Raw genomic sequence first — 15,289 nt, forward strand, 5'->3', positions numbered from 1 at the left:
AGGATGCTCGAATGAAGAAGGTCCCTGATGTTTTCCATATCGGTGAACGTGTTGTGCAGGCCCGTGCTGACGTTCCAGATACATGGTTGAAGCAAACGGAACGCTTCGTTGGCACCGAAATGCCCCAACAGCACAGGGACTTCTTTGAAAACCTGCCCATGCTGTTTTTGGCGCTGCTAGACCGCACTGGCCGGCCCTGGTGCGTTCCTGCTTTCGGAGCGCCGGGGTTCGTGGTCTCCCCTGCTCCGGACAGGCTGGCGTTAAGAGGAACACCGGTTCTTGCCAATGAGCTTGAACTGGAGCGGTCGACCGGCGCCAGCGTGGGTATCGTCGGGGTCGATCTGACCAACCGGCGCCGCAACCGGATGAATGGTCGAGTACAAGATACATCCGGTGGTGTCATGACCATTCAGGTGGACCAGAGTTTTGGGAACTGCCCGCAATACATTCAAACCCGCACTCTGAGCGCAGCTCAGGACGAAGCCAAGCCCACGAATCGCCGGCGGGCCGACCTGCGTGACCCGGAGGTTCGCCGCATTATTGAGGCGTCCGACACTTTTTTCATCGCTTCCCGTGCGGCTGGTTCGCTTGACGGTGGAAGTGCGGGTGTCGATGCATCGCATCGTGGAGGCCGGCCCGGGTTTCTCGGTATCAATGACGACGGCACCCTCTCCTTTCCGGATTTTTCCGGCAATCGCTTTTTCAACACGTTGGGTAATATTGAAAGCGACGGCCGGGTCAGTCTGTTCATTCCGGATTTCGAAACAGGGTGCGCGGTGTTACTGACAGGGCGCGGCGCCATCGACTGGGATTCAACCCGCGTTGCGTCTTTCGAAGGCGCAGAGCGTATCGTCGACGTCGTGCCGGAAGAGATCTGGCACGCCACTGCGGCTTTACCGGTTATTTCGTCAGCCCCGGAGCCATGGCCCGGGCTTGATAGCACTGGAACCTGGGCTGACGCCCGCCTGGCTGCCCTCAAAACCGATGGTTATCGGCGCTTTGAGATTGCCGCTAAGCGGAAAGAAAGCGCCAACATCACGTCTTTCTACCTGAGGCCCGCTGACGGTGGCCCGATTGAACCGCACGTGGCAGGGCAATTTCTGCCGATACGGATTCAGAAAGATGATGGCGCCATATTGCGCAGTTACACGATATCTCAAGGGCCGAACGGGCAATATTACCGCCTCTCGATCAAACGTGAAGAACATGGCCTGGCGTCCCGGCTTCTGCACGATCACTTCGGCAATGGCGATACCATCGGGGTCGGCTCGCCGTCGGGCGATTTCGTTCTGGACGACGGTACTCAGCCGATCGTCATGCTATCCGGTGGCGTTGGCATAACGCCCATGATCGCCATGCTGGATGCGCAGGTGGCCGCGGTTCAGGGCGGCGCGCCCCAACGCGAGGTGTACTTCATCCACGCCACTCAGAACAGCGCTAACCAGGCTTTCACGGAAGAGTTGATTGCTTTGGCCAGGCGGTACGACTGGCTCCATCTTTATATTGCCTACAGCGCCCCATTGAAAGGCGACACGCTGGGCGATACCCATGATACGGAAGAACGGCTCAGCATGAACGTTCTTGCCAAACTTCTGCCATTTGGCGGTAACCAGTTCTACCTGTGCGGCCCCGAAATGTTCATGCGATCGCTTTATTCAGGGCTACGGGGAATTGGGGTCGATCGCTCGCATATCCATTACGAGTTCTTTGGTGCCGGAGAGCTTGATGAACCCGAAGTGGGCATTCCGGTTGTGGTGCTTCCCGAGCGCTCAAACATCGCGTTTACCCGATCGGGCGTCCAGGCCGAATGGACGCCCCAGACCGGTACGCTGCTGGAAACCGCCGAAGCCGCGGGCCTGAAACCGACCTACAGCTGCCGCTCGGGCAAATGTGGTGCTTGCGCCACCCGACTGGTCTCTGGCGCTGTGCACTATCAGCGAACCCCGGTGATAACGCCGGCGAAAGGCGACGTGCTGACCTGTTGCGCAGTGCCGATGGGTGAGGAGGTGCAGATCGATATTTGACCCCCTTCCCCCGAACCAATCGGGGTTCGCCCTCAAGGTCGGCGATGACCGTAAAAATGGAATACGAGACGGTTAATCGTCGGCTGCTTTCAATAGGGCGTTGTATAGCTTGTCCTTGAGATGGGCGCGATCTGATTTCATTCGGGTAAAACTCTCGTCTGATACCGGAACATCTCGCCGTTCCAGCGCATAAATTTCCTTATCCAGCTTGGCATACTCTTTGAGTTGCTCTCTGAAATGGGCGTCTTGTTCGGACAGCCGGTCTATGAGGTCACTGTGTTGAGGAAATTCATGGTGAAGCTCATGGTTCGAAATGCCCATCGGTCCTGACTCCTTATTGGTGGGAATGTAGAGAAGAGTGTAGTACTTGATTCAGAGAACACTCATTGATGGTGATTCACCATTGGCGCCACTCGGCGAGTGAGTTCCTCTCAATGCGGCACGGCCAGGGCTTCGATCCGTTCCGGCGGGAGCAGTGTCAACAAGGCCTTCATCTCACGCACCTCCTCACCAGGTGGACGCCCGAAGAAGCGCTTGAACTCACGACTGAACTGGGAAGGGCTTTCGTAGCCCACCCGCATGGCGGCCGCCGCTGCAGGCAAACCATCCCGTATCATCATCATACGTGCGTGATGCAAGCGGGTGGACTTGATGTACTGCAGAGGGGTGTTTTGCGTCACCGCCTTGAAGTGCACATGAAATACTGATGTGCTCATACCGACTTCGCTGGCCAGCCGACCAACCTCCAGAGGCTCTGCAAAATCGGCGTGAATACGGTTCAGTGCCTTGGCGATTCTGCCAAACTGGCCTTGTTGGGCCAGGGCCGTTCGTACTGCCCCACCCTGTTCATCAACCAAAACCCTGTAGCAGATCTCTCGCACGATGCTCGGCGCCAGGACCTGCGCCTCCTCGGGAGAGCGAAGTGCCTCAAGTAGCCGGACAGTTGCGTTCGTCATACTCATTTTAAGCGGTGTTGAGAACATACACTGCGGCGAACTCATCGAACGGGCCTCCCCGTGCTCCACCATGCTGACCAGTTCTGCCACCGTCGCCATGTTGAGTCGAATCGAAACGGCTAGCAGAGGCTCATCAGGACTGGCATCCGTCTCCGAGATAAAGGGCAGCGGCACGGACAGCACGAGGTAATGCATTGCGTCGTACACGTAGACTTCGCTGCCAAGGTACCCTCGTTTACGACCTTGGCACACGATGACGATGCTTGGTTCATAGAGGACTGGTGTCAGCCTCAGTGGACGGTTTGATCGCATGAAGCGCACGCCCTCCAGCAATGACTGCGTATAACCCTCGTTAGGTGCCAGTGAATATAGCAATTCGACCATCCGTTGTTGCGCAGCGGAATTCGTCTGTTCCAGCATCTTCATATTCTCCGTCGTCTCGCCGAATCGGAAAAGGTATAGGCAACGATAATCCCGGAAGGCCTGGCGAAAGACAATCCCATCAATAGAATCAGGCAAGCATTTCAGAGAAATGTGAATATCGACATCTCCGCCCTCTCCCTAAGCTTCTAGTACGCGCCCTTGGAAAAACTCATTGATCGTTAGTCAGTCGTTGAGCCAAGCGCGCCCTGAAAAAACCATACGGAGATTTTTTCATGAGCAAAGTTATTCTTCTAACTGGCGCCAGCAGTGGTATTGGCGAGGCCACTGCAAGACTTCTGTCAAAACAAGGTCATCGGCTGGTTATAGGCGCTCGCCGTACTGAGCGGCTCGCGGCGTTGGCCCATGATTTGCGCTCTGAGGGCGGCAGCGTGGAGTATCGTGCGCTCGATGTTACCCGGGCCGAAGACCTCCAAGCCTTCGCCGACGCGGCGCTGGCGCTTTATGGTCGGATCGACGTTATCATCAACAATGCCGGCGTCATGCCGCTCTCGCCGTTGGCAGCGCTCAAGGTTGACGAATGGGACCGCATGATCGGCGTCAACATCCGCGGCGTGCTTCACGGGATCGCGGCAGTGCTTCCTACTATGCAGGCTCAAGGCAACGGTCAGATTATCAACATCTCCTCGATTGGCGGGCTCTACGTTGTACCAACCGCCGCTGTTTATTGCGCGACTAAGTATGCGGTGCGCGCCATTTCTGACGGCTTGCGCCAGGAACATTCCGATCTCCGTGTCACCTGCGTCTACCCTGGCGTAGTCGAATCGGAATTGGCCAACACTATTACTGACGCCGGCACTGCCGAGGCGATGAGGCGTTTCCGCGAAATCGCTCTGAAACCCGACGCCATAGCAAAGGCCATCGCCCATGTTATCGACCAGCCTGACGATGTGGATACCAGCGATATTGTTGTTCGCCCTACCGCAAGTCCGGCGTGACGCTCAATTGATGTTGGGCAATTAGTGGTGTTTATTGGGCACAGAACCCTACGGAGGGTGGTTCTGTGCGCCTTTATTCTAATCGGGGAGTCGCACGATCAATTCCATTTCAACTTGAAGCTCAGGCGCTGCCAGGGCCTGAACTCCAATACCCGTTACACACGGCTGTGCGCCACCAAATGTTTCTAGAAAGGCAGGCATAAGCTCCTCTAACCTTTCACTTGTAAGATCAGTGACATAAATGCGCGCCATGACCACATGCTCAGGTATGGCATGCAGGGCATCCAAGGCAGCCCGGGCATTCTCCGAAACTAATTTCATTTGTTCCGCGAGGTCATCTGGAACAGGCTCGCCACCAGGTTGCCAGGCTACTTGGCCGGAGACGAAAGCCATGCGGCCGGGCTCTACTATGGAGATTTGGGAGTAGCCCATCTCTCCGGCATCCGGCAATGTTGAAGGGTTAAGGCGGACGATTGCGTTCGACATGATCTTTCCTCGTTTTTCAAAAAGTAATTTCCGACTCTCTTGCTAACAAATCGCGGCTTAGTTGAGTAATCCTATTCGTCAGCTGACAATGTACCGACATTTTTGTAGAAACGGATTCGCCAATGAGACGCCTGTCAATCTCTACATCCAGTAGTCCTCGCTCAAACCTTGACTTGGGCACACTTCGGATTTTCGTCGCAATCGTCGAGACGGGGAGTTTTGTTGCAGGTGGGAAAGCTCTGGGTTTGACACGATCCGCAGCGGGCAAAGCTATGGCACGGCTTGAGGCACACCTTGGTACTCGCCTGCTACACAGAACTACAAGAAATGTGTCATTGACCGTGGATGGAGAGCGCTTTTATCAACGGTGCGTTCAAATCTTACAAGATCTGGAGGAAGCTGAAGCCGACATTCGTCAGGACCTGCCTCAGCCTACAGGCACCCTGCGCATATCAGTTACCGAAGCATACGGCCGGATAGTCGTTCTGCCTTTTCTCAAGAGCTTCCTGGACACGTGGCCTGAACTCGACGTGGAGGTCAGCCTCACTGACAGAATCGTCGATCTAGTGGAGGAAGGGTTTGACTTGAGCATCCGCATAGGAGACATCCCAACAAACTCCCAACTAATAGCACGTACCGTTGAATACGCGCGACCTTACTTATATGCAGCGCCGTCGTACATCAACTCTTTTGGCGCTCCGACAGAACCGTCGGAGCTGACGAATCACCAACGGCTGATTTACGGGCTGGGTATGCATTCCACAGGGTGGAATCTGGTCACCGCCTCCGGATCGGAGGTCTCTATCGATGGAGGTAGAAAATTGCGTTTCGATAGCGGAGAGGCCATTCGCGAGAGTGCGCTTCACGGCATGGGAGTGGCGTATCTTCCTTCGTTTCTGGTCAACGATGATGTTGAATCTGGACGTTTAGTCAGGCTTTTGCCGAATTACGGAGGTAAAAAACTGCCTATACAGGTGGTCTATGTAAGTCGTAATCACCTGGCACAAAAGATACGTTTATTTATTGATGGTCTCGTCAAGCACCGTCAAGGAAGTTGACCCAAACATCTCCGATTAAATTCTCTCTTCACGCCTGAGTGTCAGTACTTCATAACCATCTGCGGTAACAGCCACCGTATGCTCCCATTGAGCAGATAGCTTCTTATCGCTGGTGACAACGGTCCACCCATCCTTTTTCAATTTAACCTTGGCCTTTCCCTGGTTAATCATTGGCTCTATCGTGAACACCATCCCTTCCCGAAGCTCCAGCCCTTTACCGGGCTGGCCATAATGCAGAACCTGCGGCTCTTCATGCATGTCTCGCCCAATGCCATGCCCACAATACTCGCGCACAACAGAATAGCCGTGTTTGTGGGCGTGGCTCTGGATGGCATAACCGATATCCCCAAGGGTCGCTCCGGGCCGGACACATCGTATACCTTGCCACATGGCTTCATAGGTTTTATCGACCAAGCGCCTCGCTACGGGAGTTACATCACCGATCATATACATTTTGCTGGAGTCAGCGATAAAACCGCCCTGCTCGAGGGTGATATCCAGGTTGATAATATCGCCTGACTTCAGCTTCTGAGTGGTTGAAGGGACGCCGTGGCATACAACACGGTTGACAGAGCTATTGAGCGCATATTGATAACCATACTGGCCTTTACTCGCTGGGCGAGCATTCAGTTGATCGGTGATGTACTTCTCCGCCAGGTCATTGATCTCCATCGTAGACATACCGATCCCGATAAAGCTGTCAATATAGGCGAAAACCTCTGCCAGGAGCCGACCTGACTCGCGCATCAGATCCAACTCTTCAGCACTTTTGAGTATCACGTTACCCACAAACAGCCCGCACCACGTCTACTTCGGCCTGCTTCATCTGCTCCCGCATGATTTCAGTGAATGTCATGCTTGGATTTGCCTCAGCGAGCATGCCAATCTTTATCCAATACTCAGCTTGCGCATTGATGGAACGGACCATTACCGAACTAGCCTTGCGAATTTCCCCATGTAGCTCGTCGTCAATCTTTACAATGCCCATAGAAAACCTGCGATATACGAAGTGTATATGGATCATATGTTATGGACTTGAGGCTAGCAATAGGAGCAGTGTGAAATTTCATACTTTTGCCGAAGCCGGTTTTACTTGCTGTGACCTTCAGCCATGAATGGCGTATGCAATAACGTGCGCAAGCACATGTGCAGTGATGGCAGCCTCCAACCCATAACGCCAGAAAAGATGCCCGGCAACCAGGCCGAAAAGTGCGTTACCGAGGGTGATATACGCAACGATTGTCAGAGGCACGCTACCCACTGCGGCAACAACGGAGGGAACGTGGGCTACTCCGAACAGCAATGCGCTTATCCCAATACCGAGCCAAACCACGGTGCTGGATGGAGCACCTTTTCCTCGTTGAAGAACGCGCCAAGCTAGCCACACAAGGATCGTCATTAGCCCCCACCGGACAAGCACTTCCTCTGTTATACCACCGTAGAGAACACGCGCCGCCAGTGGTATTGATTCACTCTCTCGCAAGGCAGCCAATTCTTCAGGGGCGAATTCGTGGAACCCGACAATGACTGCTGCGCCTAGAAAGCCACCGATAACCCCCGGAATCAGCTGGGGGGCGATTGCAGACATCAAGTCGCCCCGCTTGGTCAGCGCTGACAGAGCGGGAGCACGCAAGCCTACTTTGGCGCTTAGAAACGTTCCCAAGCCAGATGCCAAAGCAACCAATACGATGCTTTGAGCCGCGGTAGCAATCTGCAATGTCTGAAGGGGAACCGAAAGATTATCCGTATCGATCAGCATGGGTAGAGCCAGCCACGATATGGCTATAGGCCCGGGAATGGCTACCAAAGCCACCAGGAATGCGAGTCTCCAGTTCATTATCAATTCCTCAATTTGATTGGGGGGCAGAATACCAGAAGCGCACTCGCGTATAACCTAAACCCGGCCGACGAATTTGGTACTTGCCGGTCAGAGCCGCCAGCGCATCGCATGGCTTTGTTTGAGTACTCCAGCCTTATCCCAATCATCCCAGCCGGTAAACGGAATCGAGGGCTCGCGAGAAAGCATTGGTAGCCGCTCCGCCCAGGCGCTTTTTTTCTGTTCCAGCTGGTTTCTGAAAGCGCTTTCATGCTGATACCGAATACCACCGCCTTGGATTCCATAGCTTACCTGGGGTGCCAGCACATCAAATCCCACGTAATAGAGCGACGAATGAACAGGCCACAGCCATTCCACCATATTCCCTGCCCGACCAAAGGGCATAAATGCCTTTTCCGGAGAACCGGTTGTAACAGAACAAATCGCCTTCTTGCCCTTAAAATGGCCTCTATTGTAGCGCCGGCTGCCGGAATAGAGCCCCCCATAGACCAAAACCCGGTCGAACCAACCCTTCAAGATCGCCGGTTGGGCGTGCCACCACAGAGGGAATTGAAATATCACCATGTCCGCCCATTCAAGCCGAGAGATCTCCCGCTGAACTTCTGCAGGCAACCGATTCCGTTCAAAGTGAGTTCGTTGTTCATTCAAGGGCGCAAAGTAATCAGGATCAAACCTATCGGGATAGTTATCGGCACGTTCTACCGGATCAAACTCTTCCCCGTATAGGTCGTCTATATCCACCGAATGCCCTTCATTCTGAAGGCATTTCTTTGCAATATCGGCAAGGCCGCCATTGAACGATGCCCGCTCTGGGTGAGCCAGTACAATCAATACATTCATAGCCCGTTTCTCCAGTTGAAGGTATTTCGAGTTAGTCTATGCTGTTCGTAAACACACATGAATTACCTAAACTTGAGAACTGGGTTTGCATGAATGAACATTCTATTCGCTGGGATGATCTGCAGATGGTATGGGCCATTGCCGACACTGGCAGTCTCTCAGGCGCTGGTCGAAGACTGGGTGTCAGCCATGCCACGGTGTTTAGGCGCCTTACTGACATGGAAAAGCGACTTGGCGTGGCACTGTTTGAGCGCTCACGCACTGGCTATACACCGAATTCTGCGGGAGAAGACCTCGCTGCGGTTGCAAGGCGGGTAGAGGCCGATATTCTTGGCGCAGAGCGCAGACTCGCCGGGCAGGATCTAAAGCTTTCAGGCAGTGTTCGGCTTACCACCACTGATACCCTGTATGCTGGCTTGCTGGCACCGGCACTGGCGGACTTTCGTGTTAACTACCCTGATATTGAACTAGAGGTTGTGGTTTCGAATCAGGTTCACAGCCTGAGTAAACGGGAAGCTGATATTGCCATTCGCCCAACCCGGAACCCACCTGAGACGCTTGTTGGGCGAAGGGTCGGTTCTATTCGGCAGGCGATCTACGGCCAGAAACAGTACTGGGACGACACGCCCATTCCGCTGAACTCATTAACGGAACACCAATGGATTGGCCCGGACGCTCATATGGGCGACAGCACTCTGGAGGCCTGGATGACGCAGCAAGAGCTGGATAAGCGGTGCCACTACCGCGTTGACTCCATGCTGGGCATGCAAACGGCATTGCATCATGAACCTTGCCTGGCCGTGCTGCCCTGCTACCTGGGAGAAGCAGACCCCAGGCTACGTCGATTAACCGATCCGATACCGGAGCTCTCAGTACCGCTTTGGTTACTTACCCATTCCGATTTGAGGCGCACTAACCGGATAAGAGTGTTCACACAAGAGATTGGCGAGTGCATTCGACAAAGGCTGGATGAGCGCTATTGGTCATGACGAACAACTGTAGTGTGACGTACCACCAACACTGAAAAGTTCAAGCGGCTTCAGCCGGTAGTATTTGTTCTCCACGTCTTTCGATTGCTCGGCATATGGCTGCGTCATCACTTCCTGCAGTTCTCGCAGCAACTCGTAATTTCCTTCTGCCGCTTGCTGATAGGCAGGCACAACAAACCAATCCCGCAGACTGTATTTGGGGTTGACGAGTTTCATCTGGCGGGAAAGCACCTCACGGTTAACAGAACCAGTGAGCGATCTCCAGTTTGCGAGCCATGTTGACCAGCGTTGTTCCAGTCCCTCGGGGGCCGCAGCATTGGTCACGTTCCTGTAAAAGCTTTTCTTAAGTGGCTCGATATCGTCAGGCACTGAAGACAGCTCCCTGAAGAACACCGTGTAATCGACGGGCGTGTGCACCATCAGGGTTGCCAGCTCTCGGAACAGATCTTCGTCGAAAGCCTCTAGCCCAAGTTTGGCGGCCCACATCTTGTCCATTTGAGCTCGCATCACCTGGGGAAAACCGCTTTCGAGTTCGTCCAGTTGCCGCAAACTATCCCGATGCGCCGCTAACAATGGCCGCAACGCCGTGCAGAACGAATGGAAATTGCGCTCTGCCGCCGCGGGTTGGTTAAGGAACGAAAAGTGCTGCCCGCCACCGGTCCAAGGCTGGTATTGCGGGTTGAATAGATCGATGAATCCAAATGGACCATAGTCGAGGGTGAACCCGCCGGCTGCACAGTTGTCGCTGTTGAAGTTGCCCTGGCAGTAGCCAACGCGAATCCAGTTGGCTACCAGCGACGTCAGGCGGCTGCGGAACTCATGGGCAAGCAACACGACTTTTTCGGCGGTGGATAATGTCTGGTCGATAAGGCCATCGTACTCACGATCGATCAGGTGCAAGACGATCTTTTCGAGTTCTTCCATGGCTTTAGGGTGTTCGTTTTTACGGGCTCGTCGCCCGAAGAGTTCGAGCTGCCCTACCCGGATAAACGACGGTGCAACGCGGGTGGAGATGGCGACGGGCTCGGATACCAGCACATCAGGGTCAATCGAGCGCGTGCCCTCTGAATACCAAGGGCGCCGAACATTCTCGGTTTTGGACACGTACAGACTCAAAGACCGTGATGTGGGCACACCCAGCGCGTGCATGTGTTCCTGAGCCAGGAACTCACGAACACTGGAGCGAAGAACGGCCCGGCCGTCTGCGCCACGGCAATAGGGTGTGCGCCCTCCCCCTTTGAGCTGCATTTCCCAGCGCTGACCGTTGATGACGGCCTCAAGTACGGAAATGGCGCGACCGTCGCCATAACCGTTGCCGGTCTGGAATGGGCATTGCTGGTAGAACTCGGTGCCGTAGATAGACAGTGCGTAGCCACACGCCCAGCCGGTTCTGCGCAGAGGCTCCGGAAGATGCGTTAAATCACCCGAGAACATCCGCATAAAGTCTTCTGACTGCGCCAGAGTGTCGGCGAAGCCCAGTTCGCGAAACAGGCTCTTGCTGTGGGCCACGTATTCCGGGTTTTCGATGGGTGTGGGATTGACGGGAACATAATGGCCCGAGTACACCTGTCGTGGTGCATAGTCTGCACCGTTTGCTTTTCCCTCGGGGTCGCAATTGAGGGTGTCCATGAGCGAATAGTCTGCCAGTGCTGCGAGATCGTTGAGGTTCGTGATCATCGGGGCTGTGTGGCTGGTTGTTCCCTTTGGCATAGGAATTCCTCATGCGTGGTTTGCGTATGTTGAAGAGACCGATGTCTCTCGCAGCGCACATTAAAAATGCTTTCAAGGATGTAAAACGTTCAGTTAGCTGATCCTTGATTCATGCGGGGAGCACTCCATGCCAAACAGGCAAAGCCAAATCCTCCGGGTCGTCGTTCGGGCCACCGGTTCGGCTCTTGAATGAGCCTTCCTCAATGGGTATCCGGTATAGCGCAGTCGCCTTACGCTCTTTTTGGTTGGGCGCGCGAACCTGATCCCAGCGCCCAGGTTCAATCTGGTTGATGATCGCCCGGAACGCGGCATCAAACTCGGCGCTTTCCGTCACCGGTGAAGCTTTCCCGAACAATACCAGCGATTCGTAGTTCGCACTATGATGGAAAGCAGACTTGGTCATCACCCATTCGTTTGTCACCGCAAACGATATGCATAAGAGGTCCCCTGCACTGAGGCGTTTTGACAAACGCCCTCCGTTCAGCGTGTGCAGGTAGAGGTTATCATCCAGCCGCCAAACCGTTAGTGGCACAATGCGTGGCTCCCCCTGTTCGACAAACGCCACATGGGCTGTTTTCAGGCGATCAATCAGCGCATAGGCCGGCGCGCGGTCATAGCTTGCCCGCTTAGGTGCGCGCTTCACCTGACTGCGAGGGCAGCAAGTTAGTGGGGATGAGTTTATCGTCGATTCGTTTGTTGCAGTCATCATCTGCTCCTGAAGGGCTGTGCGTCCAAAAAAGTACCCCGCTATTGAAGGCCACTTCTGATACCATCAAAAGAGCCAGATTATGATTTTTATTGGGACCAGTTGGTATGATCGATGATATTCGCCTGACCAATGAGGCACCGCTCCAAAAACAGCTTTACCAGCAACTGTCCGAGCGCATTCTGAAGCAGCGATTTCCAGCTGGGAGCCGTCTCCCTTCTAGCCGACAGATGGCTCTGGATCTTGGGATTAGCCGGAACACCGTGAACGCCGTTTATGATCAGCTCAAGGCAGAGGGATTCCTTACAAGTTTTGCCGGCAGGGGTATCTTCGTACATGAAGACATCAAGGCCGCGGTAAAGCCGGCTGGACTGGGGCTTAAACAGCCAATAAAAAATGCTACTTCCCTTCCCCCATTGCCCGCTGTTCCTCGCAACAGGCTCAAAGCCGTGGAAGACGCAAGCCTGCCGTTTCAGCCGGGTCTACCTGATCTGGATGCCTTCCCCATTCGAGCCTGGAACCGGATTCTCCATCATCAGGAGAGCCGCCGGGCCCTGAGAGGTTATGACACCATTCAGGGATATCAGCCACTTCGGAGCGCCATTGCCAGCTACCTAAGGGCCTCTCGGGGCGTTCGCTGCGAAGAACATCAGATAATCATTACTAATGGTGCCCAGCAGGCGCTGTCCCTCATCGCCGATGTGTTTCTGCAACCTGGCGATCGTGTCTTGTGCGAGAACCCGGGATACCGAGGCGCCCGTAACGCACTAAGTCGTCACAATAATCCCTTGATTCCGGTCCCTTTGAGGAACCAGGTTCTGGATGTAAACGCACTCTCTGACCTGGGGCCGGCGAAACTTTTCTTCTGCACCCCCACCCACCAATACCCGATGGGTGGCATCCTCGACCTGTCCCAGCGAATGACGCTTGTGCAGTGGGCGCAGCAAAATGACTGCTGGATTATCGAAGACGACTACGACAGCGAGTTCCACTTTTACAACAAACCCTTTGCCGCCATTCAGGGGATGTTCGACAACGCCCCGGTACTTTATGTGGGTAGCTTCAGCAAAACGCTGATGCCCTCCCTACGGGTAGGCTACCTGGTGGTGCCAGAGCCCGTTGTCGAACCCTTGCTCTGGGCCAAACAGATTAATGGTGGGGAGTCTCCTTTGATGACTCAGGCCACCATCGCCGAGTTCATCGAAAGCGGTCAGTTCACGCGGCACCTGCGCCGCATGCGCCAGCTTTACCGGGACAAATGGCAGCTTTTCCAGAAGCGATTAACGCAGGAACTGGGAGGCCTGGTGCAACCTGTGGCGGAAAGCGCCGGCATGCACCTGGTGGTTGAAGGAGATTTCGACGATGTGTCCGTCAGCCAGTGGCTGAAAACCCGGGGTTTTGGCAGTACGCCGCTGAGCGCCCACTTCATCGGACAACAATCCCGGAGTGGCCTGGTGATGGGGTTTGCCAGTGCCAATGAGCGCCAGATTGAGGAGTGTGTGGTGGCGTTAAGAGCAGGACTGGTGAACTTCAAGCCGGCCCTGAACTCAGTCACAACTCGCTAACAACTGCGTAGCGTGTTCCCTCACCACTTCCTTCAGTGCGTCCGGCTTGAGGATTGTGAACCGGAAAGGGAGTTGGGCCAGCCACCAGGCAAACCACTCGTAACTGTCCGTTTGTGTGTTCAGTAGCAAGCCGTCATCGCACTGCTCTAATTCGTCTGCACAGGACGAGTGGAAACTGAAAACGGAGGCTGCGGATTCACGGTCCGTGTGCAACAACAGAGACACCTCATGTGTTCCACCCCAAGACCGCAAACTCTCACTCAGGAACTCTGCAGCATCGAAATCCGGTGGCCGCTGGAAGGTGGTATCCAGTATTTGTACATCGCTGATGCGGTCCAGCCGGAACGAACGCATGGCCTGCCTGAGGTGGCAGAACCCGGTGACGTACCAGCGCCCCTGACGGAACACCAAACCATACGGATCAACTCTTCGCTCTATCGCACCTTGGTCGCGAGAGTGATAGGTCAACCCCACCCTGCGCATGGCTTCAGTGGCAACTGTCAACGTTTGAAGGGCCCGGTCGTCCAGGCTGGGTTCGCCTCTTGGCAGGATCACGCGGGTGGTATCACTGACACCGCGCACGCGTTTTTTCAGGTTGGCCGGCATAACCCGTTCCAGTTTCGCCTGAACACTGGCAATGGCCGGTGCCGCATCCGTAAGCCCAAGCTGGCGGGCGGCCAGCAGCCCCAACGACACCGCCAGGGTTTCCTCTTCGGTAAACATCATGGGTGGCAGCTTGAAGCCGGCCACCAGTCGGTAACCCCCGTAGCGCCCCTGCTCCGTCGTTATCGGGATCCCGAGCTCTTCCAATACCGTAATGTAGCGCCGGATCGTACGCCGGTCCACGCCAAGCCGCTCGGCCAGTTCGGCACCGCCAATCTGGCCGTGTGCCTGCAATAATTCCAGCACGGTAAGCACCCGGGTTGTGGGACCAGACATAGTCGCCCTCCTGCTGGCAGCATTTTCCGGTGTTCATATTAAAGATGCATTGTCAGGTTTATTTAGGACAGTTTCTCGCCTACATACAAATTAATCTGGCCCTGCAGTAACTCACATCACTGAAATACTGGCTTGAGAAGGAGATCAAACATGTCAGAGATTACCTTTTACACCCACCCTATGTCCCGTGGCCGGGTAGTACGCTGGATGCTGGAAGAAATTGGCGTTCCCTATACGGTAGAGACCATGCAGTTCGGCCCGGAGATGAAAACCCCGGAATACCTGGCCATCAACCCCATGGGTAAGGTGCCTGCGATCAAACACGGCAACACCGTCGTCACCGAAGTGGCAGCCATCTGCGCCTACCTGGCGGACCAGTTCCCCGAAAAGAATCTGGCGCCACCACCGCACTCGATGGAACGCGGCCCCTATTACCGCTGGCTTTTCTTTATGGCAGGGCCCTTTGAGATGGCCGCCAGTGCATTGGCCTACGATTGGAAAATCGATAGCAGCAACGCGCAGGCTGTCGGCTGTGGCCGCGTGGAGGACAGTGTCAATACCCTGGAAAAAGTGCTCGGCCAAAACCCTTATATCTGCGGCGATCACTTCACCGCGGCGGATGTGCTGGTCAGCAGTTACCTGTGGTGGGAAACCATGCAGAAGAACATTCCGCTGAACGAGGTTTTTCAGGACTACATCAAACGCACGGAAAGCAGGCCCGCCGCCCAACGTGCCAATGAACTGGACGATGCGCTGGCAGAGCATATGAGCGAGGGCCACTTACCTGTCACACAATGAGT

General features: G+C 54.9%; 16 protein-coding genes. 6 read left to right on the forward strand and 10 right to left on the reverse strand.

Annotation, left to right across the window (positions count from 1 at the left end; translation table 11 throughout):
• The first annotated feature begins 11 nt into the window (after positions 1-11).
• Positions 12-2,024, forward strand: coding sequence for a pyridoxamine 5'-phosphate oxidase family protein (locus FIV08_RS09800; protein WP_152438181.1), 2,013 nt, complete (start codon positions 12-14; stop codon positions 2,022-2,024).
• A gap of 72 nt (positions 2,025-2,096) precedes the next feature.
• Here FIV08_RS09800 and FIV08_RS09805 read toward each other — a convergent pair whose 3' ends face one another.
• On the reverse strand, positions 2,097-2,345 hold the full coding sequence (locus FIV08_RS09805; protein ID WP_152438182.1) for a YdcH family protein: 249 nt from the start codon (positions 2,343-2,345) through the stop codon (positions 2,097-2,099).
• Positions 2,346-2,455: 110 nt separating this feature from the next.
• On the reverse strand, positions 2,456-3,400 hold the full coding sequence (locus FIV08_RS09810; protein WP_228718374.1) for an AraC family transcriptional regulator: 945 nt from the start codon (positions 3,398-3,400) through the stop codon (positions 2,456-2,458).
• A gap of 236 nt (positions 3,401-3,636) precedes the next feature.
• Here FIV08_RS09810 and FIV08_RS09815 point away from each other — a divergent pair, with 236 nt between their 5' ends.
• Positions 3,637-4,359, forward strand: coding sequence for an SDR family oxidoreductase (locus FIV08_RS09815; protein WP_152438183.1), 723 nt, complete (start codon positions 3,637-3,639; stop codon positions 4,357-4,359).
• A gap of 78 nt (positions 4,360-4,437) precedes the next feature.
• Here FIV08_RS09815 and FIV08_RS09820 read toward each other — a convergent pair whose 3' ends face one another.
• Positions 4,438-4,845, reverse strand: coding sequence for a RidA family protein (locus tag FIV08_RS09820; RefSeq protein ID WP_152438184.1), 408 nt, complete (start codon positions 4,843-4,845; stop codon positions 4,438-4,440).
• 122 nt (positions 4,846-4,967) lie between these two features.
• Between FIV08_RS09820 and FIV08_RS09825 the strand changes: the two genes are divergently transcribed.
• Positions 4,968-5,903 carry a LysR family transcriptional regulator gene (locus tag FIV08_RS09825; protein ID WP_152438185.1) on the forward strand — a complete coding sequence of 312 codons (936 nt, stop codon included), beginning with the start codon at positions 4,968-4,970 and terminating at the stop codon, positions 5,901-5,903.
• A 15-nt stretch (positions 5,904-5,918) separates the two neighbouring features.
• Here FIV08_RS09825 and map read toward each other — a convergent pair whose 3' ends face one another.
• The 4 genes from map to FIV08_RS09845 all read right to left on the reverse strand — a co-directional run bounded on the left by map (position 5,919) and on the right by FIV08_RS09845 (position 8,580).
• A complete protein-coding gene (gene map / locus FIV08_RS09830) occupies positions 5,919-6,680 on the reverse strand; it encodes a type I methionyl aminopeptidase (RefSeq protein WP_228715548.1) in 762 nt (253 codons plus the stop codon).
• 4 nt (positions 6,681-6,684) lie between these two features.
• Positions 6,685-6,891 (reverse strand): ParD-like family protein, encoded by a 207-nt coding sequence (locus FIV08_RS09835; protein ID WP_152438187.1) that lies wholly within the window; start codon positions 6,889-6,891, stop codon positions 6,685-6,687.
• Between the two features lie 117 nt (positions 6,892-7,008).
• A complete protein-coding gene (locus tag FIV08_RS09840; RefSeq protein ID WP_152438188.1) occupies positions 7,009-7,740 on the reverse strand; it encodes a CPBP family intramembrane glutamic endopeptidase in 732 nt (243 codons plus the stop codon).
• A gap of 90 nt (positions 7,741-7,830) precedes the next feature.
• Entirely contained in the window at positions 7,831-8,580 is a 750-nt protein-coding gene (locus FIV08_RS09845; RefSeq protein WP_152438189.1) for an NAD(P)H-dependent oxidoreductase, read from the reverse strand.
• A gap of 89 nt (positions 8,581-8,669) precedes the next feature.
• On the opposite strand from FIV08_RS09845, the gene FIV08_RS09850 reads away from it, so the two are divergent.
• Positions 8,670-9,569 carry a LysR family transcriptional regulator gene (locus FIV08_RS09850; RefSeq protein ID WP_152438190.1) on the forward strand — a complete coding sequence of 300 codons (900 nt, stop codon included), beginning with the start codon at positions 8,670-8,672 and terminating at the stop codon, positions 9,567-9,569.
• Here FIV08_RS09850 and FIV08_RS09855 read toward each other — a convergent pair.
• Together FIV08_RS09855 and FIV08_RS09860 are read right to left on the reverse strand one after the other, a co-directional pair.
• Complete coding sequence (locus FIV08_RS09855) at positions 9,564-11,279, reverse strand: protein adenylyltransferase SelO (RefSeq protein WP_152438191.1); 1,716 nt, start codon at positions 11,277-11,279, stop codon at positions 9,564-9,566. The genes FIV08_RS09850 and FIV08_RS09855 overlap by 6 nt on opposite strands.
• Positions 11,280-11,388: 109 nt before the next feature.
• Positions 11,389-11,922: a pyridoxamine 5'-phosphate oxidase family protein gene (locus FIV08_RS09860; protein ID WP_228715527.1), complete on the reverse strand. Its 534-nt coding sequence runs from the start codon at positions 11,920-11,922 to the stop codon at positions 11,389-11,391.
• 170 nt (positions 11,923-12,092) lie between these two features.
• Here FIV08_RS09860 and FIV08_RS09865 point away from each other — a divergent pair, with 170 nt between their 5' ends.
• Positions 12,093-13,550 (forward strand): PLP-dependent aminotransferase family protein, encoded by a 1,458-nt coding sequence (locus FIV08_RS09865; protein ID WP_152438193.1) that lies wholly within the window; start codon positions 12,093-12,095, stop codon positions 13,548-13,550.
• Here the strand turns inward: FIV08_RS09865 and FIV08_RS09870 are convergent.
• Positions 13,533-14,489 carry a helix-turn-helix transcriptional regulator gene (locus tag FIV08_RS09870; RefSeq protein ID WP_152438194.1) on the reverse strand — a complete coding sequence of 319 codons (957 nt, stop codon included), beginning with the start codon at positions 14,487-14,489 and terminating at the stop codon, positions 13,533-13,535. The two genes, FIV08_RS09865 and FIV08_RS09870, sit on opposite strands and share 18 nt — an antisense overlap.
• A gap of 150 nt (positions 14,490-14,639) precedes the next feature.
• Between FIV08_RS09870 and FIV08_RS09875 the strand changes: the two genes are divergently transcribed.
• A complete protein-coding gene (locus tag FIV08_RS09875) occupies positions 14,640-15,287 on the forward strand; it encodes a glutathione S-transferase family protein (protein ID WP_152438195.1) in 648 nt (215 codons plus the stop codon).
• Positions 15,288-15,289 lie beyond the last annotated feature (2 nt).

This window comes from Marinobacter sp. THAF197a, from assembly GCF_009363275.1.
Lineage (GTDB): Bacteria > Pseudomonadota > Gammaproteobacteria > Pseudomonadales > Oleiphilaceae > Marinobacter.

What these genes read in the sequence shown, in the direction of transcription:
- FIV08_RS09835 (WP_152438187.1), bottom strand. Translation starts at nt 6,891, where the DNA reads ATGGGCATTGTAAAGATTGACGACGAGCTACATGGGGAAATTCGCAAG.
- FIV08_RS09855 (WP_152438191.1), bottom strand. Translation starts at nt 11,279, where the DNA reads ATGCCAAAGGGAACAACCAGCCACACAGCCCCGATGATCACGAACCTC.
- FIV08_RS09870 (WP_152438194.1), bottom strand. Translation starts at nt 14,489, where the DNA reads ATGTCTGGTCCCACAACCCGGGTGCTTACCGTGCTGGAATTATTGCAG.
- FIV08_RS09810 (WP_228718374.1), bottom strand. Translation starts at nt 3,400, where the DNA reads ATGCTGGAACAGACGAATTCCGCTGCGCAACAACGGATGGTCGAATTG.
- FIV08_RS09845 (WP_152438189.1), bottom strand. Translation starts at nt 8,580, where the DNA reads ATGAATGTATTGATTGTACTGGCTCACCCAGAGCGGGCATCGTTCAAT.
- FIV08_RS09865 (WP_152438193.1), top strand. Translation starts at nt 12,093, where the DNA reads ATGATCGATGATATTCGCCTGACCAATGAGGCACCGCTCCAAAAACAG.
- FIV08_RS09840 (WP_152438188.1), bottom strand. Translation starts at nt 7,740, where the DNA reads ATGAACTGGAGACTCGCATTCCTGGTGGCTTTGGTAGCCATTCCCGGG.
- FIV08_RS09805 (WP_152438182.1), bottom strand. Translation starts at nt 2,345, where the DNA reads ATGGGCATTTCGAACCATGAGCTTCACCATGAATTTCCTCAACACAGT.
- FIV08_RS09875 (WP_152438195.1), top strand. Translation starts at nt 14,640, where the DNA reads ATGTCAGAGATTACCTTTTACACCCACCCTATGTCCCGTGGCCGGGTA.
- FIV08_RS09820 (WP_152438184.1), bottom strand. Translation starts at nt 4,845, where the DNA reads ATGTCGAACGCAATCGTCCGCCTTAACCCTTCAACATTGCCGGATGCC.
- FIV08_RS09815 (WP_152438183.1), top strand. Translation starts at nt 3,637, where the DNA reads ATGAGCAAAGTTATTCTTCTAACTGGCGCCAGCAGTGGTATTGGCGAG.
- FIV08_RS09800 (WP_152438181.1), top strand. Translation starts at nt 12, where the DNA reads ATGAAGAAGGTCCCTGATGTTTTCCATATCGGTGAACGTGTTGTGCAG.
- FIV08_RS09850 (WP_152438190.1), top strand. Translation starts at nt 8,670, where the DNA reads ATGAATGAACATTCTATTCGCTGGGATGATCTGCAGATGGTATGGGCC.
- FIV08_RS09825 (WP_152438185.1), top strand. Translation starts at nt 4,968, where the DNA reads ATGAGACGCCTGTCAATCTCTACATCCAGTAGTCCTCGCTCAAACCTT.